A 25252-nucleotide genomic window follows, 5' to 3' on the forward strand; every position below is an offset into this window, starting at 1 on the left:
ATAAGTTACACACCATAGCATTACCATTATGGGTATCTTGGTGGAAAACAAAACCCCGGGAATATATTTTCATCCCCGGGGTGTGAGTGTAAAATCATGAATGTTTCTTATTTATTTCAGCCATTCCGTATGGAAGCTTCCTTCCTTATCGACACGTTCATACGTGTGAGCACCGAAATAATCACGCTGTGCCTGCAATAGGTTAGCCGGTAATGTTTCTGTACGGTAGCTATCATAATACGCTAATGCCGCAGAGAAGCACGGAACAGGAATCCCTTGCATAACAGCCAAGGCAATTACTTCTCGTAAAGATGTTTGATACGTTTCTACAATCTTCTTAAAGTATGGATCTAATAACAGATTCTTTAATTGCGGATTTTGGTCATAGGCTTCTTTAATATTTTGCAAGAACCCTGCACGGATGATGCAGCCTCCACGGAAAATCATTGCGATGTCCCCGTACTGTAAATCCCAATTAAATTCTTCAGATGCTGCGCGCATTTGCGCAAATCCTTGTGCATACGAACAAATTTTACTCATATATAAAGCTTGGCGGACAGCTTCTATTAAAGCTTTCTTATCTCCATTAAATGAACCATTTTTTGGCCCCGATAAAACCTTGCTCGCCAAGACACGTTCTTCTTTGATAGCTGACAAAAATCTCGCAAATACAGATTCGGTAATAATCGGCAATGGAACACCTAGATCAAGCGCGCTTTGGCTTGTCCATTTACCTGTACCTTTTTGTCCAGCACGATCCAGGATAACATCGACCATCGGTTTTCCTGTTTCATTATCATACTTCGTGAAAATTTCCGCTGTAATTTCCATCAAATAGCTATCCAGCTCACCATTGTTCCATTCTGTAAATACATCATGCAATTCTTCGGCACTTAGGCCAAGAATATTTTTCAGCAAGAAATACGATTCGCAAATTAGTTGCATATCGCCATACTCAATGCCATTATGAACCATTTTCACATAATGTCCTGCACCATCAGGACCGATATACGTTGTGCAAGCATCTCCGTTTACTTTAGCGGCGATATCTTGGAAAATCGGAGCCACCAGTTCATACGCTTCCTTTTGTCCGCCCGGCATAAGTGAAGGACCGTTCAAAGCTCCTTCTTCTCCACCTGACACGCCTGCGCCAATGAAGTTAATGCCTTTTTCATTCAGCTCTTTGTTTCGACGGATAGTATCTTGGTAAAATGAATTACCACCATCAATGATAATATCTCCTTGCTCCAAATACGGTAGTAAAGAAGCAATCGTATCATCCGTTACCTCTCCCGCTTTAACCATCATTAAAATGCGGCGAGGTTTTTCCAAGCTATTCACAAACTCGTTTATGTGAGACGTTGCACTGATCATATTATTAGTTTCTGTTTTGGTGAACTTGTCTACCACTTCTGCCCAAGCATCATACGTAGCAACAGAATACCCTTTGCTGACCATATTCAACGCTAAATTTTTACCCATTACGCCTAAACCAATAACACCGATTTGTTTCAAAACGAAACACTCCCTCGCAAGAATATTCAATTGTATCAATCAATTTAACTGTAGCAATCATTAGAATATTCTTCAACTGAAACTACTTATATTATTTTTGGAAAATAAGAAAAACCTGCACCGGTCCTTTTTCATCATGAATAGGCTACTCAGATTAACCTCGATGAAAAAGGAGTCATGCGGCAGGACTAAGACGGGGCGGCAAGAAACCCGCCTTTGGTTTCTTGTTCGAAACGGCTTAGGACCGAGCATGGCAGGTGTGAGGTTAGACATCTATCTTGTTGCAAAAATATACACTTATATTTTGAGAAAAACCGGCACCAGTCCTTTTTCGTTTATGATTTCGCTTCTTGAATTGACTTCAATGAGAAGCAGAGCTGTAAAATTCTCACTTAGGAATTTACAGCTCTTCAGTTTTGAAAATGATCATCAAGAAAATCTTTGCTGAAACTCGTCTTGCTTATATCTTTTTTACTTTTCTGTTTAACGGTTGATGCCGCATGCTGAATAATATCCTTGCCGAACTTCTGCTTCAGCTGCTCAACGGTCTTCATTAAAGGCTCTTGTTTCGCATCCTGCTCAAAAGAAAAGAGATCTAATTGCTTCGTTGCTTCTTCCTTTTCAACTACATCATGAGCCGTTACACCGAGAAGTCGGACGGCATTACCATTCCAATGCTTTTGAAACAGCGGTTTAACCAATTCAAACATCGTCTCACTATCATCAAACGGATTAAGGACAGTATGGCCTCTCGTAATCGTCTTACGATTATGATAACGAATCGTAATTCCGATTTTTGTCCCTAAAAGGCGCTTTTGTTTCAAGCGTACCGACACTTTGGCACAAAGCATTTTCAAAATATCCAGCAACTCGCGCTGATTGCTGATATCCCTAGGCAAGGTTGTGGAATTGCCTACACTCTTAAAATCAAAAACAGATGTCGGATCGACAGGAGAATTATGATTTCCATTTGCTTTTTCTTTTAGCCGTAATCCATTAATCCCTAATAGAGCTTTCAATTGAAGTTCATTCGCTTTCGCAAGATCGCCAATCGTTTCAATGCCGATCGTCTTCAATTTTTCTGCTGTCTTTTCTCCGATTCCATGCATATCAGCCGTTTTTTTAGGCCACAAAATTGATGGAACATCACGCTTACGCAACACTGTTATACCCATCGGTTTTTTCATATCAGATGCAGTTTTCGCCAAAAATTTATTTGGCGCTATCCCGATGCTGCATGGCAAGTCCATCGTTTCCATAATCCGTTTTTGAATGCTGTTGGCGATATCAAGCGGAGACCCTAAATGGCTGCAATCTGTAATATCCATATACCCTTCATCAATCGAAACCGGCTCAACCATGCTCGTGTATGTGCGCAGCAAATCAAAGATTCCTAAAGAAGCTTTTCGATATTTCTCGAAATCGGGCTTCATGATAATAAGATCAGGACAAAGCTTCTTCGCTTCCCATAAAGGCATCGTTGTCCGCACACCTTTTTCACGTGCCGCATAGCTGCATGTGACGATAATGCCGCGCCGTTCTTCCGGATTGCCGGCAATCGCGAGCGGCTTGCCTTTTAAGCTAGCATCATAAGCCATCTCAACAGAAGCATAGAAGCTATTCATATCCACATGTAAAATGACCCGCCCTTTTGCTGGATACATACTTTTCATATTCATCACCACAAAGTTTCACTTATTAATTCTATTGTAGCAAAAGAACGTCCGTTCCCCAACTTCAAACGTTAATAATTACAAAGGAAAAACAATCAGTTCGGGTTTTACAAAAATATCGCCGATTTTAATCAGCGATAACCATACAACTTTTTAACTCATATTCTAAATACATATATTCAAGACCTAGAAAATACACTTTTCAACATATTTAGACGTTCTTTCCGTTGCTCTTTCTTTATCATTTTCTGATAAACATCTAATGATATCATATTGACTTCCATTTCTAACGCAATTCTTTCAATGTCAGCTTTTGCTTTTTTAATTGAACCATATTTAAAAAGCGCATCATTTTTAAAGACCCCTTCAAAAACATATCCATTCAACCAAGAACAGTTTTCTGAAAAAAGACAAAAAATGAATTTCATCTTATTTGCATTTTGGTCGTCATAGCAATTAAAAATGATTGTATCTATGTCGTGAACCGGAATTTTATAAACTGCTTTATGACCCTTTATTTCCACTACACCTTTTTCTTTATCTAAAGCGAAAACACCTAGATAATGAATCAATTCTTTTGATAATTTTTTTACCTCATTACCGTTCTTAAAATATTCACTGCACTCTTGAATAGTCTTAAAACAACAATCTTTGTATCTAAAAGTATCTCGCGTTGAAAATTCTCGTTCTTCTAGAAATTTTGGCATTATATCAATCGTACAGTCATAGCATAAATCACCATCAAGCAGTTTTGTTCCCATTAGTCCCTTCTTACCCCCACAAAACATACACTCTTTCTTTACAAATAAAACCATGTTTCTTTCCTCCTATGATGCTGAAAATTTTCTGTCACAACTTCATAGTAGCAATTCCTCTTTTATTCTATTAATATCATCTATACAAGGCACCAAAAACAACGCACAAAGTATAACTCCATTTACAACCAGACTAACAGTTTCATTCGGCACCCAACTAGAAATTAATTCCGGAATACCGACCAGTACGATAATGGGTAAAACTACTGCCCCAATAACTCGTATTATTAGTCCATATCCCTCCATATATCGAAAAATTAAGAATACCCATGATAATATTACATAGAATAGGACTGCTATAACGATCTGTTCAAAATTAAATTCCAATGACTCTAATAGTTCACGAGCTAGGACTATGCTTAGACATACCCTAACCAAAATACTTATTATTATTCTAATCATGTCCCTATTCCCCTTTCCATTACATACTCCCATTCGCAAAACTTCATATTCTTAAATTATTTAATTTCAAATATCTTAAATTGACTGTATATTATTTTTTTCCCCTTGTTTTTTCCGTAAAACCTTGTAATATTTCATACTTCCCCCTTCTTTCTTCCCATATTTAAAAATAGAAAAGCACTCTTGTTGATATTTTCACATCAACAAGAGTGCTTATTAATTCCGATGATTAATCAACAAAAACAGTATGAACGAATAAAGAAAGCATCGGCACTTACCCGATGCTTTCTTGTATTTCGAGATTATTCAGCTACTGTTTGAATAACACTTACAACCATCTCAGCAACTTTTTCAAGTTCTTCGATCGGCATTTTTTCGTTTGTTGTGTGGATTTCTTCATAACCTACAGCAAGGTTAACAGTCGGAATACCGAAGCCTGCGATTACGTTTGCATCGCTTCCGCCGCCGCTTGTTGTGATTGAAGGAGTACGGCCGATTTTCTCAGCTGCTTTCTTCGCCACTTCAACAACGTGATCACCATGGCCATATTTGAAGCCAGGGTACATTACTTCGATATTAACGATTGCTTCTCCGCCCATTTCTTTCGCAACAGATTCGAAAGCTTCTTTCATAGTGTTTGCTTGAGCTTCCATTTTCTCTGCTACTAAAGAACGTGCTTCAGCAAGAATTTCTACGTGGTCACAAACGATGTTTGTTTGCTTACCGCCCTCGAAACGTCCAATATTGGCAGTTGTTTCTTCGTCAATACGGCCCAGCGGCATTTTAGCGATTGCTTTCGCTGCGATTGTAATTGCGCTGACACCTTTTTCAGGTGCAACACCAGCGTGAGCTGTTTTACCTTTAATTGTTGCTGTGATTTTCGCTTGTGTTGGAGCAGCTACTACGATTTCCCCAACTTTGCCATCACTATCTAATGCATAGCCGTATTTCGCTGTTACAAGTGATGAATCAAGCGCTTTTGCACCAACTAGACCAGATTCTTCCCCGACAGTAATAATGAATTCAATTTTACCGTGCGCAATGTTTTGTTCTTTTAACACACGGATTGCTTCAAACATAGCAGAAAGACCTGTTTTGTCGTCCGCTCCAAGAATTGTCGTGCCGTCTGTTACAACATAGCCGTCAACAATAGAAGGTTTAACACCTTTACCAGGAACAACTGTATCCATATGTGATGTGAAATAAATTGTGTCTACGCCATCTTTAGTGGCAGGCAATGTACAAATTAAGTTGCCGGCACCGAAGCCAGTTTTTGCCGCAGCATCATCCTCAATTACTTCTAAACCAAGTGCTGTGAATTTTTCTTTTAGCACTTTAGCAATTTCTGTTTCAAATCTAGATTCTGAATCGATTTGCACCAATTCTAAAAATTCATCAAGTAAACGTTGTTTATTGATCATTACATTTCCCTCCATATATGTACTGCCCTTATAGTATACCCACTAAAAAAGCAAGGTGGCAAATCCATTTTTAACTGGATAGCGCTTTACTCCATTAACCGCAACAAAATCTTTCTGATTTGTGTTACAAATAAAAGAGGCTGTCCCAAATTTCATTGAGACAGCCTACTTTATTATTATTATCCAGCTATAGCAGCCAGCCAGTTTTCCTCGTTGTTATGCTTCCATGAATTTGACAGCTCGAGGTCATAAGCCAATCCGTCCGGAAGGTGAAAAGCAACCTTCCAGCCGGCTCATCTTATGCAGGTCGGAGGCTCTTTCGGATGAGAGTCACAGCGACGAAGATATGCGGACGTAGCGCCCTTAGTCGCTGTTCCTGACTTGCGGGCCGCTTCCGCTTTTCTTATTACAATGGAATATTTCCGTGTTTTTTAGAAGGTCTTGAATCCTTCTTGTTGCGAAGCATTTCAAGCGCTTGAATAATTTTAATACGCGTTTCGCGAGGGTCGATGACATCATCAATCATACCTTTGCTAGCTGCAACGTATGGATTCGCGAATTTATCACGGTATTCAGCAATTTTTCTTTGTCTTGTTTCTTCAGGATTGTCGCTGTTTGCGATTTCACGTGCAAAAATGATATTTGCAGCGCCCTCAGGGCCCATAACCGCAACTTCAGAATTCGGCCAAGCATAAACGATATCGGCACCGATTGATTTACTGTTCAGTGCAACATAAGCACCGCCGAATGCTTTACGAAGAATTACTGTTAGTTTCGGTACAGTCGCTTCAGAGTAAGCATATAGCATTTTAGCGCCGTGACGGATAATGCCGCCGTGTTCTTGCTTAATGCCCGGGAAGAAGCCTGTTACGTCTTCAAATGTAATTAACGGTATATTGAATGAATCACAGAAACGGATGAAACGAGCTGACTTATCGGAAGAGTCAATGTCTAATCCGCCAGCTAAGAATTTCGGCTGATTACAGATTAGTCCGACTACTTCACCTCTAATTCTCGCTAAACCGATTACAATATTACGTGCGAAATCTTTTTGTACTTCCATGAAGCTGTCTTGGTCGACAACTTGCTCAATTACTTTACGCACATCGTATGGACGTGTTGCTTCGATTGGAACGATTTCCGCTAATTCCGGACGGTAATCGTCTTTTTCGTTAAATTCAACGCGATTTGGCTTTTCATTATAATTTTGAGGCAAGTAGCTTAATAGTCTTCTGACTTCTTTCAGCACTTCTTCCTCAGTAGCTGCTTTAAAATGAGCGTTACCACTGATTGTATTGTGTACTTTCGCTCCGCCTAAATCTTCAGAGCTGATTTTTTCGCCTGTTACCGTTTCGATAACTTTCGGTCCGGTAATGAACATTTGGCTTGTTTTCTCAACCATGAATACGAAGTCTGTAATAGCTGGAGAATAAACGGCTCCGCCGGCACAAGGTCCCATAATAACGGAAATTTGCGGAATTACTCCAGAATAAATCGAGTTACGATAGAAAATTTGACCGTAACCATCCAGTGATCCGACACCTTCTTGAATACGTGCTCCACCGGAATCGTTCAAGCCGACAAAAGGTGCACCATTCTTCGCCGCTAAATCCATAACATTGGCAATTTTCTTAGCATGCATTTCCCCTAATGCACCGCCGAAAACTGTGAAGTCTTGAGAGAATAAGAAAATATCACGGCCGTTAACTTTACCATAGCCTGTTACAACACCATCTCCAGGTCCCTCTACTTGATCCAAACCGAAGTCTGTGCATCGGTGTGAAATAAATGGATTCAATTCGACGAAAGTACCTTCATCTACTAAAAGATCGATTCTTTCACGAGCTGTAAGTTTTCCCTTTTCATGTTGTTTAATAATTTTGTCATCGCCGCCACCCATTTCTACTTCACGGCGTTTATCATAAAGTTCGGTAATTTTTTCGTAAATGTCAATCATGCATGATCCTCCCCACGTTCGCATAGCTCATATAGTACACTGCCAGTTGATTTTGGATGAATAAAAGCCACTTTTGCACCATGAGCACCTTTTTTCGGCTCTTCATTAATCATCTTAATTCCATGTTCTTTAATTTCATTAATTCTGTCTTGAATATCTGTTACCCCTAAAGCGATATGGTGTATACCCTCACCACGTTTTTCGATAAACTTGGCAACCGGGCTTTCTGCAGAAAGCGGTTCAAGAAGCTCCAGTTTTGTGTTCCCTGCATTTAAAAAAGCAACAGTAACCCCTTGACTCTCAACAGTTTCAGTACCTTCAAGTTTCATCCCAAGTATGTCTTGATAATATTCAAGTGATTTTTGTATCGACTTTACAGCGATTCCGATGTGGTCGATTTTTTGGATCAATGTGCTCCCCCCATTCCCCTATCATTTGTACACAAAAAAAGCGTACAAATTTCTAAATTATCTTTCTATTTACCATTGTAATATTATTTGCGTAAAATATAAATGAAAATGTGTTATATATTATCTATTTTTTTAAAAACCAATTGTATAACACCTTCAACTTTATGACAAAATCTCAATCATAACTATAAAACAACTATTTTTTGTCATTTTTGAAAAGTTGAATGATAATCAAAACTTGTATTGCTGCGAAGAACTAGGTAGAATATAAATAATGAATCCGCTGAAAAGGAAGAAGTAACCAATGAAAGCAAAAAAGACGCAAAAAATTGTTGTATACATGATGATCATCATCATGCTTCTGTCCACATTATTGATGGGCGTAAGTGCTTTTATTTAAACAGCAAAAAACTGAGCTCGCATATGCAAGCTCAGTTTTTTGTCCAGGAAAACAATCTGATACTGTTAATTTGACGTCTGGCTATTGAATAAATCCATATTGCTTTGCTAATGTAACAAAGCTTTTGTCAGATAATGTAATTGCTATTGTGCTATTTAAAGGCACTTGCTCATATAACCATTCGACATCTTTGTTATTCATACGGATACAGCCGTTTGATATATACTTCCCGATGGACCAAGGAGCGTTCGTTCCATGGACCCCATACGTTCTTCCATCTGTCCCGTTGGCATCAAAACCAATCCATCTAGTACCCAACGGATTACGGGGATCTCCTCCAGGAATGTTCAACTTACGATAATACGGATTTTTCGCTTTTACTATAATCTTGAATGTTCCCTCCGGAGTCAGCTCATTGCTTCTTCCTGTCGCTACCGGCAAGATTTTGACTACTTTATTGTCCTGAATAAGCGCCAGTTTATTATTTGCTTTATTAACAATTAGATAGCTTTCAGCTCTTTCTGCTTCTAAATCAACGAATAGATGCGGAAAGACAAACAGCAATAACAATGACAGCAATATTTTCATTTTATCTTCATCCTAAGCATTTTTGCTTAGTTTAACTAGCAGTCTCCGTTTTCATTCCGCGTTTTTTTCGAGAAAAGCCTTTATACACATTTTTAAGCATTAAATATTTCTCAAGCTCCCTAATTAAATCAAATAGAGAAGATTGGACATTAAAATCTTCACGTGTTAACGGCAAATCCATTTTTTGCATTTCTTCTTTGATACCTTCAAGCTTGCTTAAATATATGTAGGAGGTGTTATACGGGTGAATATGTTCGCTCATTTCCTCTATCAAAGAAGCAATCATTTCACTGTAGGGATTGTGAGAAGGAATTTTTGCAACGAGAGTCAGCATATTTTCTAAAACTTCAAACTGCTTCTCGCGCATAATAAAATATTGATAAAAGACATCATCATGATATTTGACATGATTTTCAACATCCCGATAAGCCAATACCTTGCCTTTAGAGAGGTTATCTAAGACACTCATTAGTTCTTTGCCATCCCAATGGCTTTTCCCTGTGCGCAGATAAAGAACCATTTTTTGCATCATAACCCTGAAATCTTCTTCAATACTCTCTTGAAAATGTGTCATTTCCTTCTCTTTGCTTGGCATATACCAATTCATAAGTAAGGCGACTGATATACCGATTACAAGTAAACCTGTTTCGTTTAATAACAATTGTGGTGTTACATGACCGGATGAATAAATATGTAAGATGATAACACTGCTTGTAACAACACCTTCTTGAACATTCAGTTTAACGACGGTCGGAATAAAGAAGAGAAGCATTAAACCGATGACGACAGGGTGAAAAGCAATTCCTTCAAAAAAGATGGTTGAGTAAAGCATTGCTATAATACAAGCGATGAATCGGCAGAATGCTGCATGAATTGATTTTTTTTTCGTCACTTGAATACACAAAATCGTGATAATTCCGGCAGAAGGAAAACTTTTTAAGGCAAACATCTGCGCGAGACTGATTGCAAGTGTGACACCTATTGCTGTTTTCAGCGTACGATAACCAATTTTAAACATGACTTTACCAGCTCTCTATGTAAAATTACTACCACATTTTAGTATGTCATTTTAAGAATGGCTTTACAAGGAATTATGTGCATTTTTCACAAACAAATTTTGTCAAAAATAATAAAAAGACCCTATTTCCAGGGTCTTTCATCAATGATTAAATTTCATCGCAGTATTTGTCAAAATAGCTTTGAAGCTTGCTGATTACAGACATCGGGTCATGCCCTTCAATCTCATGACGCTCAACCATCGTTACTACTTCTCCATCTTTTATCAATGCAAATGAAGGAGAAGAAGGCGGATAGTCCGCTAAATAAGTGTTACGCAAATATGATGTAGCTTCTTTGTCCTGACCGGCGAAAACCGTTGCAAGGTGATCCGGTCTTCTGTCATAATACACAGCATTTGCCGCTGCAGGTCTGGCGATACCGCCGGCGCAGCCACACACTGAATTGATCATTACAAGCGTTGTGCCTTCTTTCGATAACGCTTCTGCCACATCTTCAGGCGTTTTTAATTCTGTATATCCGGCCGCTCTGATTTCATCGCGTGCTGTTTTCACTACATCATTCATGAAAAAATTAAAATCCATATTCATAATTGAACTCTCCTACTATTGTCAGACTTTAACACCATCATATCAATTGCCGATAAGGCTTTCAAGAAATTCCTCTTAGAAGTAAAAGTGCGTACTGTTGATTTCCGCTGCGGGCGGACGCTTTCTAGCTGAGGCAAGCACCAATCCTCTTCGTCGCCACCCTCCGCTGCAATCAACAAAATAAAAACCTGTTTAGGTTAAACTATCACTATTACCACCTTCAATTTGTCTACACTAAAAAGAACCTCTAAAAAAACAGCATTTCGCAAACCTTATCTCAAGCTGCGAAATGCTGTCTTATTAAATTATTCGTTAATGTTTATTCAAGCTGTTCTGAAAGACTTGCAAAGCTTCTACAACGGCTATGCTGACTGTTTTATCAGCGCGCATGACTTCTTGCTCGAGCTTCGGAATCAATGTTTTCATCTGCTCGTTATTAAAGAACATATTATGCAAATGGTGAGTTAGGGACTGTCTCATCCATTCTTTCGTTTGTTCTTTGCGCCGCGCTTCAAATACACCCATCGCTTTTCCTTGCTCGACAAAAGTTTGTATTGCTTCCCACAGTTCGACAATACCATCGCCTTCAATACTTGAGACAGTATAAGCTTGCGTTTGCCATCCGACTGTCGCCGGTTGCAGGAAGTGCAAAATACGATTATATTCTGACTTTGTCTTAATGGCATTACGCTTATTATCACCATCGGCTTTATTGACGACAATCGCATCCGCGAGTTCCATAATTCCTTTTTTCATCCCCTGAAGCTCATCACCGGCACCGGTAATCGCTAACAGCATAAAGAAATCTGTCATTCCGCGGACGATTGCTTCACTTTGTCCAACACCGACCGTTTCAACTAAAATGACATCATAGCCGGCTGCTTCGCATAGCAAAATACTTTCCCTCGTTTTCCGGTGCACACCGCCAAGGGTCCCCTCTGAAGGAGATGGACGGATAAATGCAGATTCATTAGCGGAAAGCTTCTCCATTCTCGTCTTATCTCCGAGAATGCTACCTCCGGTTATTGTTGAGCTGGGATCAATCGCCAACACAGCTACTTTATGACCGGCATTGCATAAGTCGGTTCCGAATTTTTCGATGAAAGTACTCTTCCCCGCACCGGGAACACCGGAAATGCCGATTCGGATTGATTTCTTTGTATACGGCAAGATTTTTTGCAAAAGTTCCTGAGCGCTGTCAAAGTGATGAGTGGCATTGCTTTCAATTAAAGTGATTCCTTTGGCCAGCATCGTTCGGTTGCCGGCCAGAATTCCTTCAGAAAGCTGATTGATATCAACCTTACTTCTATTTTTCTTTACGAATTTAGATGGAGATTGATGCTCGCCATTCATTATTGAGGCACTTCCTCATAACCTAGTGCTTTATAAATTTCCTTCATCAACGATTTAGCCGCTTCAGGAATAACCGTACCAGGTCCGAAAATCGCTTTCGCGCCATGCTCATATAAGTAGTCATAATCTTGCTGAGGAACAACTCCTCCGACAATGACAATAATGTCTTCACGGCCCAGCTTTTTCAGCTCTTCAATCAGTTGCGGAAGTAATGTTTTGTGACCAGCTGCAAGTGAACTCATGCCGACAACGTGTACATCATTTTCAACTGCTTGTCTTGCTGTTTCTGCCGGCGTTTGGAAAAGAGGTCCTATATCAACATCAAAACCTAAATCCGCAAATGCAGTAGATACTACCTTAACTCCTCGGTCATGACCGTCCTGACCCATTTTTGCCATTAAAATACGCGGTCTTCTTCCTTCATTTTCAAGGAATTCATCTGTCATTCTAATCATATCAGCAATGTCATCTCCTGCCCCGTAAGAAGAGCTGTAAACGCCGCTGACAGAACGAATCACCGCTGAATGTCTGCCGGATACTAGTTCGATAGCCATAGAGATTTCGCCTAGTGATGCTCTCAGTCTTGCAGCTTCAACAGCTAATGCCAATAAGTTTCCTTCTCCTGTTTCAGCCGCTTTTGTAATTGCATTTAACGCTTCGATTACTTTCTCTTCGTCACGCTCTTGGCGAAGCTGTTTTAATTTTGCCAATTGGCTTTCTCGAACCGCTGTGTTATCTACTTCAAGAATATCAAGTGCCTCTTCTTGAGCAAGACGGTATTTATTTACTCCGACGATTGTTTCAATTTTCGAATCGATTCTGGCTTGACGTTTCGCAGCTGCTTCTTCGATTTTCATTTTCGGTAAGCCTGTTTCAATCGCTTTCGCCATGCCGCCTAATGACTCGATTTCCTCAATATGCTTCCAAGCTTTTTCGATTAGTTCATTTGTTAATGCTTCGACATAATAAGAACCTGCCCACGGATCGATAACTTTTGTAATCGATGTTTCTTCTTGCAAGTATAGCTGTGTGTTACGAGCGATACGCGCAGAAAAATCTGTCGGTAAGGCAATCGCTTCATCCAACGCATTTGTATGCAGTGATTGAGTATGACCCATCGTTGCAGCATGTGCTTCAATCAATGTTCTCGTTACGTTATTGAACGGATCTTGCTCCGTTAAGCTCCAGCCGGAAGTTTGCGAGTGTGTACGCAACATAAGCGATTTCTCATTTTCCGGACCGAATTGCTTAATCAATTTTGCCCAAATAAAACGGGCTGCTCTCATTTTCGCTACTTCCATGAAATAATTCATGCCGATTGCCCAGAAGAATGATAGACGCGGCGCAAATTTATCAATTGGAATACCGGCTTGCAAACCTGTACGCACGTATTCGATACCATCAGCAAGTGTATAAGCCAACTCAATATCAGCAGGCGCTCCCGCTTCTTGCATATGATAGCCAGAAATCGAGATGCTGTTAAATTTCGGCATGTTTTTTGATGTATATTCAAAAATATCAGCAATGATCTTCATGCTCATTTTTGGCGGATAAATATACGTATTACGAACCATGTATTCTTTTAAAATATCGTTTTGAATCGTTCCTGATAGCTTCTCTTGAGATACGCCCTGTTCTTCAGCTGTAACGATATAGAATGCTAAAATCGGCAATACCGCACCGTTCATAGTCATTGAAACACTCATTTGATCCAACGGAATGCCGTCAAAAAGCTGTTTCATATCTAAAATGCTGTCAATAGCAACGCCTGCTTTACCAACGTCGCCTACTACACGTTCATGGTCAGAATCATAACCGCGGTGTGTCGCTAAGTCAAAGGCAACTGACAAACCTTTTTGTCCCATTGCCAAGTTACGGCGGTAAAAGGCATTTGATTCTTCTGCTGTGGAGAAACCGGCATACTGTCGGACTGTCCAAGGTTTATTCACATACATCGTTGGATAAGGTCCGCGCGTAAATGGAGCTACACCCGGAAAATGCTCCAATTGCTCCATCCCTTCGACATCATCCTTGCTGTATAGCGCCTTAATTTTAATTTCTTCGTTTGTCTCATAAAGCAATTCTTCCATCTCATGCTCATTTAGCTTAGGTGCTTGCTGAGACGTTTCCTCTTTACTAAGGGTAAGTTTCGAAAAATCTTTGCGTGTTGACAATTACAGCACCCCCAAATCTTCTAAAATGGCCGTTAATACTGTTACTACGTTGCTCTTTACAGATACAAAATCATTCATGCCCGCAGCAATCAATTGCTGCTCTAATTCAGCAGCTTGTTTACCTGCCATTAGGAGATTAATGTTTGTAAATGCAGCTGAAAGTTTTTCTGTCCAATCTACTGCGTATTCGCTGTAATCCGCATCGCTTCCGCATAATACATAGTGCTTTTGTTGCGACTGTTCGATGAATGCTTTCGCTTCTTCAACAGATAGACATTGTTGCTCGACAGTTTGAATACCGCCTGCAGCCAGGAAGCCTTTCATGAAATCAGCTCTCGGCTTGTAGTTTTTTAATTCGCCGATGCAAATCAATCCAACTGATGGGAATTTTCCTGTTTTCGCTTGGTGGTCCAGTGAAGCGATACGCAATGCTTCAATTTCTTCTGCAAGTCGAGCCCTACTTAACGGCGCGATTGCTTTCGTTTCATAAGGAAGCTCGATTTCTGCATCATCATGAACGATTAATTCGACACGATCTTCCAAGTTCGGATACACATTTGTTCCGATTAGGCTATCTTGACGAGTAGCAATTCGCTGTTTCTTTTGTTCAAGAGTTTCTGCAACATTTGCTTGGAATGAGCCTTCTCGCAATGCTTGAATAGCTCCGCCTTTTTCTTCGATTTCAAGGAACAGTTTCCATGCTGCATCTGCTACTTCATTCGTCAGCGTTTCAATATAGAAAGAGCCGCCTGCAGGATCGACCACTTGATCAATAAGCGTTTCCTCTTTTAAAACTAAATGAATATTGCGCGCAATTCTTTCTGAGAATGGCGTCACTTTATTGGTAACATGGTCAAATGGCGCAATTTGAATACTTTGCGCTCCGCCGATGACAGACGCAAACGCTTGGTTTCCGGTGCGCAACAAGTTCACGTACTGATCGAATAAAGTCTCAGTAAATGAAGAAGTTTCTGTATGAATATACATTTTGAAAATGGATTCATCCTCGGTAAAGGCTTGTCCTAACAGCGACCATAATTTACGGGCTGCTCTCAGCTTCGCCACATTCATGAAGAATGATGAGTCAACACTGAAAGAGAAAGCAAATTGCTTAGCAAGTTGTTCAATGCTAATGCCGCTCTTTGTGCCATTGTGCAAATATTCAGACGCCACTGCTAATGACATTGCCAATTCCTGAACATGGTTACCGCCTGCATTATGAACAGTCGTACCTTTTATCAAAATCGTTTTTAAGTTCGGGAAAACGCTTCCGATTTTATTTATATTCTTTAGCCAAGCATCGAAATACGCTTGCTCATTCTCCATTGCTTTTCCTTTACTTGCACCTTCCATAACAGGATCTTCAGCTAAAACACCGCTAAGTTTCTGTTTCAAGTCTTCCGGAAGCGATTCAAGTTTGGCGAATAATTCTTGCTGGGCGCCTTGTGTATCGACAAATAAAGGAAGCTCCTTACTTGCTGTCACTTCAATTACCTCAGAAAGTTCTTTTTCATTAAGGCTAAGGAGCTGACCTGCATGAAGCGATACTGCATTTTGTCCGCGATCAACAGCTTCATCAAGGTGTGCCAATATTTCCTGAGCGCTGTTGCCGGCTACCGGCTGTGCAAACAACCATGGCTGTTTCTTATAGCCTAATGCATTTATTCCCCTTGTATAAGGAGCTACACCGGGCATTTCTGCATTTTGTGCTGCTTGGTCAATTGTGTAAAGCGGTTTTAATACAATACCTTCTGGTGTTGCCGTGTTCAAAACGGACAGTGACTTTCCTTTTAAAGCTTGTTCAGCTTTTTGCTCCCAAGTTTCAAAGGAAGCCTTCGGAAATGTAACGGTCTTTATTTTTTGAATATCCATCACTTCTCTGCTTTTATGTGCAATATATTTAAACAATTGTTTAAATATATGCCTACAAAAGCTTCCACCTCCCAATTAAGTATCCCCATAGGCTATAATTTGAAAAAATTATGACTATTTATTATATTCTAGTATAGCACTTTAAATGTTGCAATTAACTAATTAAAAAAAATAGAAAAAGAGAGGCACACTCTACAATCATTGTACCTCTCTCCTTATTGAAATCGCTAGGAATAAACATCCTATTTAACAGCTATGTTCGTAAAAATTGTTACTATTGTGCAAGGGCTGATTTCCGCTGGGCATGCGGTGAGCCTGCTCGTCGGTAACGCTCCTGCCTTTAGAATAGTGCCTATTTAAACATCCAGAAACTTAATAAATAGCTGTTGTTTCTTTACTAATATTTTCTACTATTTCTTTTAATCTTGCCAAAAATCTGCCGCAAATTAAGCCGTCGAGCACACGATGATCCAAAGATAAACATAAATTCACCATGTCCCGCACTGCAATCATGTTGTCGATAATAACCGGCCGTTTTACAATCGATTCAATTTGCAATATGGCCGCCTGCGGATAATTAATAATGCCGTATGACTGTATCGAACCGAAAGATCCCGTATTATTAACCGTAAAGGTGCCTCCTTGCATATCTTCCGCTCTTAGCTTATTATTTCTCGCTTTTTCTGCAAACTCGGCAATTTCTCGCGCTATGCCCTTAATCGATTTTTCATCGGCATTTTTTATAACCGGGACAAACAATGAATCTTCCGCTGCCACAGCAATGCTTAAATGAATATCCTTCTTCAAAATAATCTTGTCACCGTTCCATGTCGCATTCAATTGTGGAAATTCTTTAAGTGCTTGGGCCACAGCTTTCACAAAGAAAGCAAAATATGTCAAATTAAAGCCCTCTTTTTTCAGAAAAGCCGTTTTTTCTTGATCTCGATAAACCACCAGATTCGTCACATCCGCTTCAATCATCATCCAAGCATGCGGCACCTCTTGCTTGCTTCTGACCATGTTGGCAGCAATTGTCTTTCTGACTGCTGTTACAGGTATTTCTTCATCGTTCGCACCCCGGCTTTGCTGTATGTCGTTCACCGTTTTATCGCGCATAACAGCAAGTTTCTTTATTGTTATTTCCTCTGCCGGCGGTGCAACCTCTGCTCTACTTTCTTTCTCAATAGGTCCGCTCTCAATGAATTTTAATAAATCTTTTCTCGTAATTCTGCCGCCTGCCCCGGTTCCTGTCACTTTCGACAGATCTATTTGGTGTTCTTGCGACAGCCGCAAAACAGCAGGCGAATAACGTGCCGGCACAGACAAACCGACATCGGCTGATAGGCTGCGGGCAGTTTCTTTCACACTTACATTTTCCTCTATCGGTTTACTGTCTTGCACTTCAATTCGGCAGATTGGCGCTCCGACTGATACTGTTTCATCTTCGGGAATCATTAACTCTTGAATTTTCCCGGAGAAAGAAGACGGTATTTCTGCACTCACTTTATCTGTCATGACTTCAGCAATCGGATCATATTTATTGACTGTATCACCAAGGTTTACAAGCCACTTGCTAATCGTACCCTCTGTGACGCTTTCGCCAAGTTGCGGCATAGTCATCGTTTCAATCTTCACTTTAACCGTTGCCTCCTTCCGACTATTAAAATGCTGCCAGTTCTCTCATAGCGCGCTCAATTTTTTCGCTATTCATCATAAAATATTTTTCCATCGTTGGCGCATAAGGCATTGCAGGTACATCCGGTCCCGCTAAACGCATAATCGGGGCATCCAAATCAAATAAGCAATGCTCTGCAATTATTGCGGCCACTTCACTCATAATGCTGCCCTCTTTATTATCCTCTGTCACAAGCAGAACTTTGCCTGTTTTAGAAGCTGCTTCAATAATAGCCGCCCGATCAAGCGGGTAAACTGTGCGCAAATCCAAAATATGCACTGAAATATTGTCTCCTGCGAGCTTTTCGGCTGCTTGCAAGGCAAAGTGAACACATAATCCGTACGTAATGACTGTCAAATCCTCGCCTCTTCGCTTTATATCTGCTTTCCCGATTGGCAAGACATAATCATCATCGGGGACTTCCCCCTTTATCAGTCTATAGGCTCGTTTATGTTCAAAAAACAGCACAGGATCATCTGAGCGGACAGCAGCCTTCAATAAACCTTTTACATCATAAGGAGTAGAAGGCATTATAATTTTCAGCCCGGGCTGGTTAGCAAATACTGCCTCGACTGATTGCGAATGATAAAGGGCTCCATGAATACCGCCGCCATATGGAGCCCGAATGACAATTGGACAGTTCCAATCATTATTTGATCGGTAACGGATTCTCGCTGCCTCCGAAATAATCTGGTTGACTGCCGGCATGATGAAATCAGCAAATTGCATCTCGGCAATCGGCCGCATCCCGTACATCGCCGCTCCTATTCCGACACCGGCAATGGCCGATTCCGCCAGTGGCGTATCGATGACGCGCCGCTCACCAAACTGCTCATATAAGCCTTGTGTCGCTTTAAAAACGCCGCCCTTTCTTCCTACATCCTCACCAAGAACAAAGACGCGCTCATCTCTCTCCATTTCTTCGCGAATTGCCATTGTGACCGCATTAATATACGAAATTACCGCCATATAAACTCCCCCTTATTCACCATATACGTAATCTAAAGCCGACTCAGGTGAGGCATAAGGTGCATTTTCTGCATAGTCTGTCGCTTCATTGACGATTGACATAATTTCTTCCTGGATTTCTTGTTCTAAATCATCCGTTAATATAGCGAACTCTTTTAAGTAGGCAGAAAAAGTAAGGAGCGGGTCGTTCGCTTTCGCTTCGACAATTTCATCTTGAGCGCGATATGCTCTGTCATCATCATCGCTTGAATGGGCGGTGAGTCGATAAGTCACCGTTTCAATCAAACTTGGACCTTCTCCATTCCTCGCCCGCCCGACAGCTGCCTTAACCGCACTGTACACCTCTATCGGATCGTTTCCATTAACAGTCACACCAGGCATACCATAGCCGATAGCCCGGTCGGATACCTTCTCGCATGCCAATTGCTTCTCAAGCGGTACAGAAATAGCATATTTATTATTTTCGCACATAAAGATAACCGGCAGTTTATGGACTCCCGCAAAATTAGCTCCTTCATGGAAATCACCCTGATTGCTTGATCCTTCTCCAAACGTTACAAAAGTGACCAAGTCTTTTCCCTCCATTTGGCCTGCAAGAGCAATTCCGACCGCATGAGGCACTTGAGTCGTAACCGGAGAGGACCCTGTTACAATCCTGCAGCTCTTCTTGCCAAAATGCCCCGGCATTTGCCGGCCCCCTGAATTCGGGTCTTCTGCCTTTGCAAAAGCAGACAGCATTAATTCTTTCGCCGACATCCCAAAAGTCAAAACGACGCCGACATCCCGATAATAAGGCAATACATAATCTTTTTGAACATCAAGTGCAAAAGCGGCGCCAACTTGAGCGGCTTCTTGCCCTTGACAGGAAATCACAAACGGTATTTTTCCGGAACGGTTCAATAGCCACATACGTTCGTCAATACGACGGGCAAGCAGCATCGTTTTATACATCTCCAACAGCTGTTCTGCCGAAAGCCCAATCTCATCGTGACGATTTCTCATGAACACTTCCTCCTTTTTTGTTTCAAAAATGAATTGCCTCTCCATCAATAGCGAGCGCAGCTTCGCCAAATATTTCCGATAAACTCGGGTGCGGATGAACGGCATAGGAAATTTCCCAAGGGACGGCATTTAACACCTTCGCCAAACCCGCTTCAGAAATTAAGTCGGTTACGTGAGGTCCGATCATATGGACACCTAATAAGTCATCCGATTTGCTATCGGCAATGATTTTGACAAATCCTTCAGACTCACCTAGTATGAGCGCTTTTCCTATAGCTTTAAAAGGAATCATGCCGATTTTGATTTCATACCCTGCTGCCCTGGCATCAGCTTCCGTTAACCCGACACTCGCTACTTCAGGGTTAGAATACACGCATTTTGGTACCATCGCAGGTGACATGTACTCTCTTTTTATTCCTTTTATATGCTCTACAGCCGCAATACCCTCATGCGAAGCTACATGAGCAAGCTGAAGACCGCCGATACAATCTCCAATGGCGTAAATATGCGATTCCTTCGTTTGAAAATGTTCATTCGTCTCGATGTAACCGCTGTTAATTTGAATTTCCGTATTCTCAAGGCCAATTCCTTCCACATTCGCCAGGCGTCCTATCGATATCAGCATCTTTTCGGCAACAAACGTTTTCTCATTACCATCTATATTCGCCTTAATGGCTATTTGCCCATCACTCTTTGTAAATGTTTCCGGGATCAGCTTCGTATTTGTTGATATCATTACATTTTTCTTTCGAAGCAACCGCTGCATCTCCTTAGCAATAGCTTCATCCTCAGTCGGCAAGATTGTAGAAGCGAATTCAACAACTGTTACCTCAACACCGAAGTCACTCATCATTGAAGCCCATTCAATGCCGATTACACCTCCGCCTACGATGAGCAAACTTTTCGGTAAGCTCTGCATCTGCAATGCTTCATCAGAAGTCAATACATACTCACCGTCAATATCTATTTCAGAAAATAACCGAGGTCTCGATCCTGTCGCTATGATGACATTTTTCGGCAGCAGCATCTCGTTTTCACTGCCGTCATTCATTTCTACAGAAACCGTTCCGGGAAGTGGAGAAAAGATGGAAGGCCCCATAATACGTCCAATCCCGTTATAGACATCAATTTTTCCTTTTTTCATCAATTGCTGTATTCCTTTGTATAAAGTATCAATTACCTTGTTTTTGCGCTCGTGCATTTTCGGAAAATTTAATGATACAGCTCCTGTATTGACTCCATATTCTTCACTTTTCTTCGCTAACTGGTATACCTCCGCGCTTCTTAAAAGTACTTTTGATGGTATACAGCCTTTATGTAGACAAGTTCCTCCTATTTCGCGCTTTTCGACTAATGCAGTCGATAGCCCAAGTTGGGATGCGCGAATGGCGGCAACATAACCTCCCGGGCCGCCCCCGATTATGACAACATCATATTCTTTCGCCAATTATATACCCCCTAGCCACACATTACTTTTACATAATATACCAAAAGAAGGGGTTTCAAACAAAACCCCTGAAATTAACAGGACCCTAAACCCTTGTACACCATAATAAAAATTCAGTTACTTCCGGATTTTATGCAAAATTCACTAAATATCAATTGACACTTTTTCCTTACTTATCATAATCTTGATATATATTCCAAATTTTTGTATTACTTTCGATTTATGTATTAATCATTAAGGGGATGTTAGCGTGAGATTTATTGCTTTTTTAATATTGTTTATACCCGGTCTGCTGGCAGCCTTAGGAATAAAGTATATGCGTGATATGTTATTTGGAGTACTTCAGTTTCCTTTTTCATCTCTCACATTGCAATTCATTGGAGGCTTGTTGTTAACGGTTGGCGGGATAGGTTTTATTGCCGGTTTCATCTTACATCGCGACCGCAAACGTAATAAAGTGCAAAAACGATTTATGAGGTAGCCTAAAGATGATTGACAGTTGGATTAGCAGTTAACCCCGCTTCTTGTTAAAGCAGGGATTAACTGCTGCATAACTATTTGGAGAAATTTTTATTTAGTTCATCTTTTAATTGAAGAGCTAATCCAGGGTAATCGGTGATAATGCCAGTGCAATTAATTTTGAATAGTCTTTTCATCACTTTTTCCTTATTAATCGTGTAAGGTCTGACTGCTATATTGTCCTTCATTGCAGCAGAAATAATGAAGTTAGGAGCTGCTTTGATATTCGGGTGGATTGCTTTTGCGCCAATCGCTTTCGCATACGCCCACGGTCTGAATAATCCGTCACGATAAAGAGGAGCTGTTTCAATTTCCGGATCCAACTGATAACAATGAACGAGGCTGTAATGGTTGAAGGATGAAATAATGACGCGGTCTTGCATATTATATTTTCTCACTAGTGAAATAACCTTTTCTTCCATTCCCGAATATAGGAATTTGGTGTTTTTCAGTTCAATATTGAGGAGCATGCAATTATGTCTGTACATATCCAATACTTCCGTTAAGGTCGGTATGCGCTGTACTTGTATTTCGCCCGTAAAATTGCAGCTTGCATCCAGTTCCTTTAATTGACTGAGCGTGTATTCTTGTACAAACCCGGATCCATTTGTTGTGCGGCTTAAATCTTCATCATGGATAACAACAATTTCTTCGTCTTTGGATAATTGGACATCCAACTCAATTCCGTCTGCGCCAACTCTTTCGGCTTCTCGAAAAGCTGCCATCGTATTCTCAGGATGCGTGCCTGCCGAACCGCGATGAGCAAATATTTGTGTTGTTATCAAAGTCCCTCGTCCCCTTTAATTATCATCAAGTATATAGTCAAAATAAAAAGACGCCATTTTCACTCATAAAGCTTTAAATGAAAATGATGCCTTAAGCATATGGATATCCAAATTTTCATAAATAGTTCCGAATATCTATATGCTTATCATCATACAGCTAAAAGAAACATTCTAACCTTTTCAGGACGCTTTGTGTTCAAGACGCAGTTTATCAGCGACCATCGCGATGAATTCTGAGTTTGTCGGCTTTGCCTTTGACATTGAAACCGTATAGCCGAACAAAGACGATATCGATTCAATATTACCTCTGCTCCATGCTACTTCAATTGCATGACGAATCGCTCGTTCCACTCTGCTTGCTGTTGTATTATATTTCTTAGCAATGTCAGGGTACAGCACTTTTGTAATTGAACCCAGTAATTCAATATCATTATAAACCATGGAAATAGCTTCCCGAAGATATAAGTAGCCTTTAATATGAGCAGGAACACCGATTTCATGGATGATGCTCGTAATGCTGGCATCCAGATTCTTCGGCTTATTCTCTAGTTGAACATTGCGGTATGCGTTTGAAAGTTGTGTCGAAGGTTTAATGATGTTTGCCAGTCCCGTGGTTTGACCGCTGACAAGTCTGATTGTGCTTCCAAGTTGATCCATATCAAACGGCTTCAAAATAAAGTAGCTTGCGCCCAGTTCTACAGCTTTCTTTGTAACTTCCTCTTGTCCGAAGGCAGTAAGCATAATGACATTCGGCATTGCCTTATTCGGGTTCTCGCGCAGTTTTTGCAACACAGCTAAACCGTCCAAGTGAGGCATAATAATATCTAGAATTAATACATCCGGTTCTAAATTTTGCAATAACTTCAAACAATCTTGGCCATTATATGCTACACCAATTACTTCCATATCAGGCTCAGAAGAAATATAATCATCTAATAAACGAACCAATTCTCTATTGTCGTCCGCAATACACACTTTGACTTTCTTCACTATAGATTTCCTCCTCATTACAATAGCAGTTTCATTTTATACCTTACTATGAAAATTTCGACAATTGGCATTAAATCCCTTTTAAAAATCTGCTTTAACTGCCAATTATAAAATTTATTTTATTTTATCTGTATATTCGACGAATTCCTCAATTATTCCAAGAAAGCATGAAAACTTTCTATATTTTTACATTATATCACAAAATATTCACGCTAATTACACATTTCTTGCACATAACTTCATTATAGACAATTTTCAGCATTTTGCACTAAAAGAAAACTTTAAAAAGCCTCAAGAAGCAAATTGCTTCTTGAGGCCTATTCAAATTAACTGGCTTGTTTTCTTTCGCCATTATTATTTTTGTAAATGTTAAGTCCGGCTTCGTTCAGCATCCACTCAATGTGAACACCATAGCCGCTTGTCGGATCATTGACGAAAACATGCGTAACAGCACCGATTAACTTTCCGTCTTGTATAATCGGGCTACCGCTCATCCCTTGGACAATGCCGCCTGTTTTCTTCAATAATTCTTCATCAGTTACTTTTAATACCATTCCTTTTATAGCGGGAAACTTTTGTGGCACAGAGCTGACAATTTCAATGTCAAACCTCTCCACCTTCGTGCCGTCAACAACCGTCAATATTTCTGCCGGCCCTTCCTTCACTTGATGCGATAAAGTGATTGGTATCGCTTCATCCATCAGTTCATTTTGAATATTTCCCTTTAATGATCCAAAAATTCCGAACGGACTGTTTCTTTTTATATTGCCGATCACTTCTTTATTCGGAGAGAATCGCGCCAATTTTTCTCCCGGATCGCCATTGCTGCCTTTTTCAATTGAAGTGACGGTAGATGACACAATTTGACCGTCTTTTACGATAATCGGTTTTTTTGTGTCAGCATCTGAAATAACGTGACCAAGGGCTCCATATTTTTTCGTGTCAGGATGGTAAAAAGTCATAGTACCAATACCTGCTGCGGAATCACGAATATACAGGCCCAACTTATACGAATCTTCTGCCTCATCCTTTTGTGGAGTCAGCTTCGCACGTATTGTTTTGTCTTCTCTTTGTAAAACTAAATCGAGTGATTCGTTACCTTCGCCTGCACTTTGAACAAGCTCTGAAACATCTGCCATCCTTTGGATTGATTTTCCGTTAATCTCTGTAATGATGTCTCCTACTTTAATACCTGCTTCTTCACCCGGCGAGCTTCTTCCTTGCTCCGTTGCAACAAGATGATGCCCGACAACGAGAACGCCAATCGTGTTTAATTTAACCCCGATTGATTGTCCCCCGGGAACAAGCTTAAAATCATCAATAATCTCTACATCAACTTTTTTAATCGGAAAACCGGCTATATCAAGTATTAGCTCATTTTTACCAGCAGTTTTGCCATCAATCGAGATGGCATCCTTTTTATCACTTAAAGTGATTGCCTGATCATTAGAGAGTCTTGCCGTGACCGGAAGTGACTTATCAATTTCATATGATTGACCTTCAAAAAGAATGATTTTCTTTGGAATGGTTAAAATGGATGTCAATGGCTTGAAATAACTTAAGCTAAAAACTGAAACAAGGAGAAATACACCGATAAAATGTTTTAACGTGATTTTTTTCAAACTTTTCTCTCCTCGCTTCCAACTCTCTTTTCTCTATGGCTACACTATTAATGTTG

The 25252-nt window shown here is 40.4% G+C and carries 21 protein-coding genes; 2 read left to right on the top strand and 19 right to left on the bottom strand.

All coding sequences use genetic code 11. From position 1 onward, the window contains the following. Positions 1-111: 111 nt before the first annotated feature. From gndA to mce, 6 genes are all read right to left on the bottom strand, one after another. A complete protein-coding gene (gene gndA / locus IEO70_RS06755) occupies positions 112-1482 on the bottom strand; it encodes an NADP-dependent phosphogluconate dehydrogenase (protein ID WP_235973523.1) in 1371 nt (456 codons plus the stop codon). Positions 1483-1925: 443 nt separating this feature from the next. Further along, a complete protein-coding gene (locus tag IEO70_RS06760) occupies positions 1926-3188 on the bottom strand; it encodes a DNA polymerase IV (protein WP_190997610.1) in 1263 nt (420 codons plus the stop codon). Between the two features lie 179 nt (positions 3189-3367). Continuing rightward, a complete protein-coding gene (locus IEO70_RS06765; protein ID WP_190997611.1) occupies positions 3368-4003 on the bottom strand; it encodes a hypothetical protein in 636 nt (211 codons plus the stop codon). A 704-nt stretch (positions 4004-4707) separates the two neighbouring features. Beyond that, on the bottom strand, positions 4708-5826 hold the full coding sequence (locus IEO70_RS06770; RefSeq protein ID WP_190997612.1) for a M20/M25/M40 family metallo-hydrolase: 1119 nt from the start codon (positions 5824-5826) through the stop codon (positions 4708-4710). Positions 5827-6232: 406 nt separating this feature from the next. Beyond that, entirely contained in the window at positions 6233-7783 is a 1551-nt protein-coding gene (locus IEO70_RS06775; RefSeq protein ID WP_190997613.1) for an acyl-CoA carboxylase subunit beta, read from the bottom strand. Next, positions 7780-8193 (bottom strand): methylmalonyl-CoA epimerase, encoded by a 414-nt coding sequence (gene mce, locus IEO70_RS06780; RefSeq protein ID WP_190997614.1) that lies wholly within the window; start codon positions 8191-8193, stop codon positions 7780-7782. The genes IEO70_RS06775 and mce overlap by 4 nt, the downstream gene beginning before the upstream one ends. Before the next feature lie 304 nt (positions 8194-8497). Between mce and prli42 the strand changes: the two genes are divergently transcribed. Then, positions 8498-8593 carry a stressosome-associated protein Prli42 gene (gene prli42 / locus IEO70_RS06785; RefSeq protein WP_190997615.1) on the top strand — a complete coding sequence of 32 codons (96 nt, stop codon included), beginning with the start codon at positions 8498-8500 and terminating at the stop codon, positions 8591-8593. Positions 8594-8674: 81 nt separating this feature from the next. Here prli42 and IEO70_RS06790 read toward each other — a convergent pair whose 3' ends face one another. The 10 genes from IEO70_RS06790 to lpdA form a co-directional block, all read right to left on the bottom strand. Then, the gene (locus tag IEO70_RS06790) at positions 8675-9181 is read right to left on the bottom strand and encodes a L,D-transpeptidase (RefSeq protein WP_190997616.1); all 507 of its coding nucleotides are present in this window, start codon (positions 9179-9181) and stop codon (positions 8675-8677) included. Positions 9182-9212: 31 nt separating this feature from the next. Beyond that, on the bottom strand, positions 9213-10199 hold the full coding sequence (locus tag IEO70_RS06795) for an aromatic acid exporter family protein (protein WP_190997617.1): 987 nt from the start codon (positions 10197-10199) through the stop codon (positions 9213-9215). A gap of 148 nt (positions 10200-10347) precedes the next feature. Beyond that, positions 10348-10788: a BrxA/BrxB family bacilliredoxin gene (locus IEO70_RS06800; RefSeq protein ID WP_190997618.1), complete on the bottom strand. Its 441-nt coding sequence runs from the start codon at positions 10786-10788 to the stop codon at positions 10348-10350. Positions 10789-11100: 312 nt separating this feature from the next. Next, on the bottom strand, positions 11101-12141 hold the full coding sequence (meaB, locus tag IEO70_RS06805; RefSeq protein ID WP_190997619.1) for a methylmalonyl Co-A mutase-associated GTPase MeaB: 1041 nt from the start codon (positions 12139-12141) through the stop codon (positions 11101-11103). Next, the gene (gene scpA / locus IEO70_RS06810; protein WP_190997620.1) at positions 12141-14315 is read right to left on the bottom strand and encodes a methylmalonyl-CoA mutase; all 2175 of its coding nucleotides are present in this window, start codon (positions 14313-14315) and stop codon (positions 12141-12143) included. The genes meaB and scpA overlap by 1 nt, the downstream gene beginning before the upstream one ends. Then, a complete protein-coding gene (locus IEO70_RS06815; RefSeq protein WP_190997621.1) occupies positions 14316-16187 on the bottom strand; it encodes a methylmalonyl-CoA mutase family protein in 1872 nt (623 codons plus the stop codon). A gap of 372 nt (positions 16188-16559) precedes the next feature. Continuing rightward, entirely contained in the window at positions 16560-17822 is a 1263-nt protein-coding gene (locus IEO70_RS06820; RefSeq protein WP_190997622.1) for a dihydrolipoamide acetyltransferase family protein, read from the bottom strand. Between the two features lie 25 nt (positions 17823-17847). Then, on the bottom strand, positions 17848-18831 hold the full coding sequence (locus IEO70_RS06825) for an alpha-ketoacid dehydrogenase subunit beta (protein ID WP_190997623.1): 984 nt from the start codon (positions 18829-18831) through the stop codon (positions 17848-17850). Between the two features lie 12 nt (positions 18832-18843). Next, positions 18844-19833 carry a thiamine pyrophosphate-dependent dehydrogenase E1 component subunit alpha gene (locus tag IEO70_RS06830; protein WP_190997624.1) on the bottom strand — a complete coding sequence of 330 codons (990 nt, stop codon included), beginning with the start codon at positions 19831-19833 and terminating at the stop codon, positions 18844-18846. 22 nt (positions 19834-19855) lie between these two features. Then, positions 19856-21280 carry a dihydrolipoyl dehydrogenase gene (lpdA, locus tag IEO70_RS06835; protein ID WP_190997625.1) on the bottom strand — a complete coding sequence of 475 codons (1425 nt, stop codon included), beginning with the start codon at positions 21278-21280 and terminating at the stop codon, positions 19856-19858. 250 nt (positions 21281-21530) lie between these two features. Between lpdA and IEO70_RS06840 the strand changes: the two genes are divergently transcribed. Beyond that, entirely contained in the window at positions 21531-21761 is a 231-nt protein-coding gene (locus IEO70_RS06840) for a DUF2627 domain-containing protein (RefSeq protein WP_190997626.1), read from the top strand. Positions 21762-21834: 73 nt separating this feature from the next. Here the strand turns inward: IEO70_RS06840 and IEO70_RS06845 are convergent, their stop codons facing one another. The 3 genes from IEO70_RS06845 to spoIVB all read right to left on the bottom strand — a co-directional run bounded on the left by IEO70_RS06845 (position 21835) and on the right by spoIVB (position 25196). After that, positions 21835-22584, bottom strand: coding sequence for a glycerophosphodiester phosphodiesterase (locus IEO70_RS06845; protein WP_268938721.1), 750 nt, complete (start codon positions 22582-22584; stop codon positions 21835-21837). A gap of 180 nt (positions 22585-22764) precedes the next feature. Beyond that, positions 22765-23574 carry a sporulation transcription factor Spo0A gene (gene spo0A, locus IEO70_RS06850; protein WP_190997627.1) on the bottom strand — a complete coding sequence of 270 codons (810 nt, stop codon included), beginning with the start codon at positions 23572-23574 and terminating at the stop codon, positions 22765-22767. A gap of 326 nt (positions 23575-23900) precedes the next feature. Continuing rightward, entirely contained in the window at positions 23901-25196 is a 1296-nt protein-coding gene (gene spoIVB, locus IEO70_RS06855; protein WP_190997628.1) for a SpoIVB peptidase, read from the bottom strand. Positions 25197-25252: the final 56 nt, after the last annotated feature.

The sequence above is a fragment of the Peribacillus faecalis genome, from assembly GCF_014712675.1.
Classification (GTDB): domain Bacteria; phylum Bacillota; class Bacilli; order Bacillales; family DSM-1321; genus Bacillus_AD; species Bacillus_AD faecalis.

What these genes read in the sequence shown, in the direction of transcription:
- IEO70_RS06790 (WP_190997616.1), bottom strand. Translation starts at nt 9,181, where the DNA reads ATGAAAATATTGCTGTCATTGTTATTGCTGTTTGTCTTTCCGCATCTA.
- meaB (WP_190997619.1), bottom strand. Translation starts at nt 12,141, where the DNA reads ATGAATGGCGAGCATCAATCTCCATCTAAATTCGTAAAGAAAAATAGA.
- IEO70_RS06770 (WP_190997612.1), bottom strand. Translation starts at nt 5,826, where the DNA reads ATGATCAATAAACAACGTTTACTTGATGAATTTTTAGAATTGGTGCAA.
- IEO70_RS06815 (WP_190997621.1), bottom strand. Translation starts at nt 16,187, where the DNA reads ATGGATATTCAAAAAATAAAGACCGTTACATTTCCGAAGGCTTCCTTT.
- prli42 (WP_190997615.1), top strand. Translation starts at nt 8,498, where the DNA reads ATGAAAGCAAAAAAGACGCAAAAAATTGTTGTATACATGATGATCATC.
- IEO70_RS06765 (WP_190997611.1), bottom strand. Translation starts at nt 4,003, where the DNA reads ATGGTTTTATTTGTAAAGAAAGAGTGTATGTTTTGTGGGGGTAAGAAG.
- IEO70_RS06795 (WP_190997617.1), bottom strand. Translation starts at nt 10,199, where the DNA reads ATGTTTAAAATTGGTTATCGTACGCTGAAAACAGCAATAGGTGTCACA.
- IEO70_RS06830 (WP_190997624.1), bottom strand. Translation starts at nt 19,833, where the DNA reads ATGAGAAATCGTCACGATGAGATTGGGCTTTCGGCAGAACAGCTGTTG.
- IEO70_RS06800 (WP_190997618.1), bottom strand. Translation starts at nt 10,788, where the DNA reads ATGAATATGGATTTTAATTTTTTCATGAATGATGTAGTGAAAACAGCA.
- IEO70_RS06760 (WP_190997610.1), bottom strand. Translation starts at nt 3,188, where the DNA reads ATGAAAAGTATGTATCCAGCAAAAGGGCGGGTCATTTTACATGTGGAT.
- IEO70_RS06825 (WP_190997623.1), bottom strand. Translation starts at nt 18,831, where the DNA reads ATGGCGGTAATTTCGTATATTAATGCGGTCACAATGGCAATTCGCGAA.
- IEO70_RS06775 (WP_190997613.1), bottom strand. Translation starts at nt 7,783, where the DNA reads ATGATTGACATTTACGAAAAAATTACCGAACTTTATGATAAACGCCGT.
- gndA (WP_235973523.1), bottom strand. Translation starts at nt 1,482, where the DNA reads ATGGGTAAAAATTTAGCGTTGAATATGGTCAGCAAAGGGTATTCTGTT.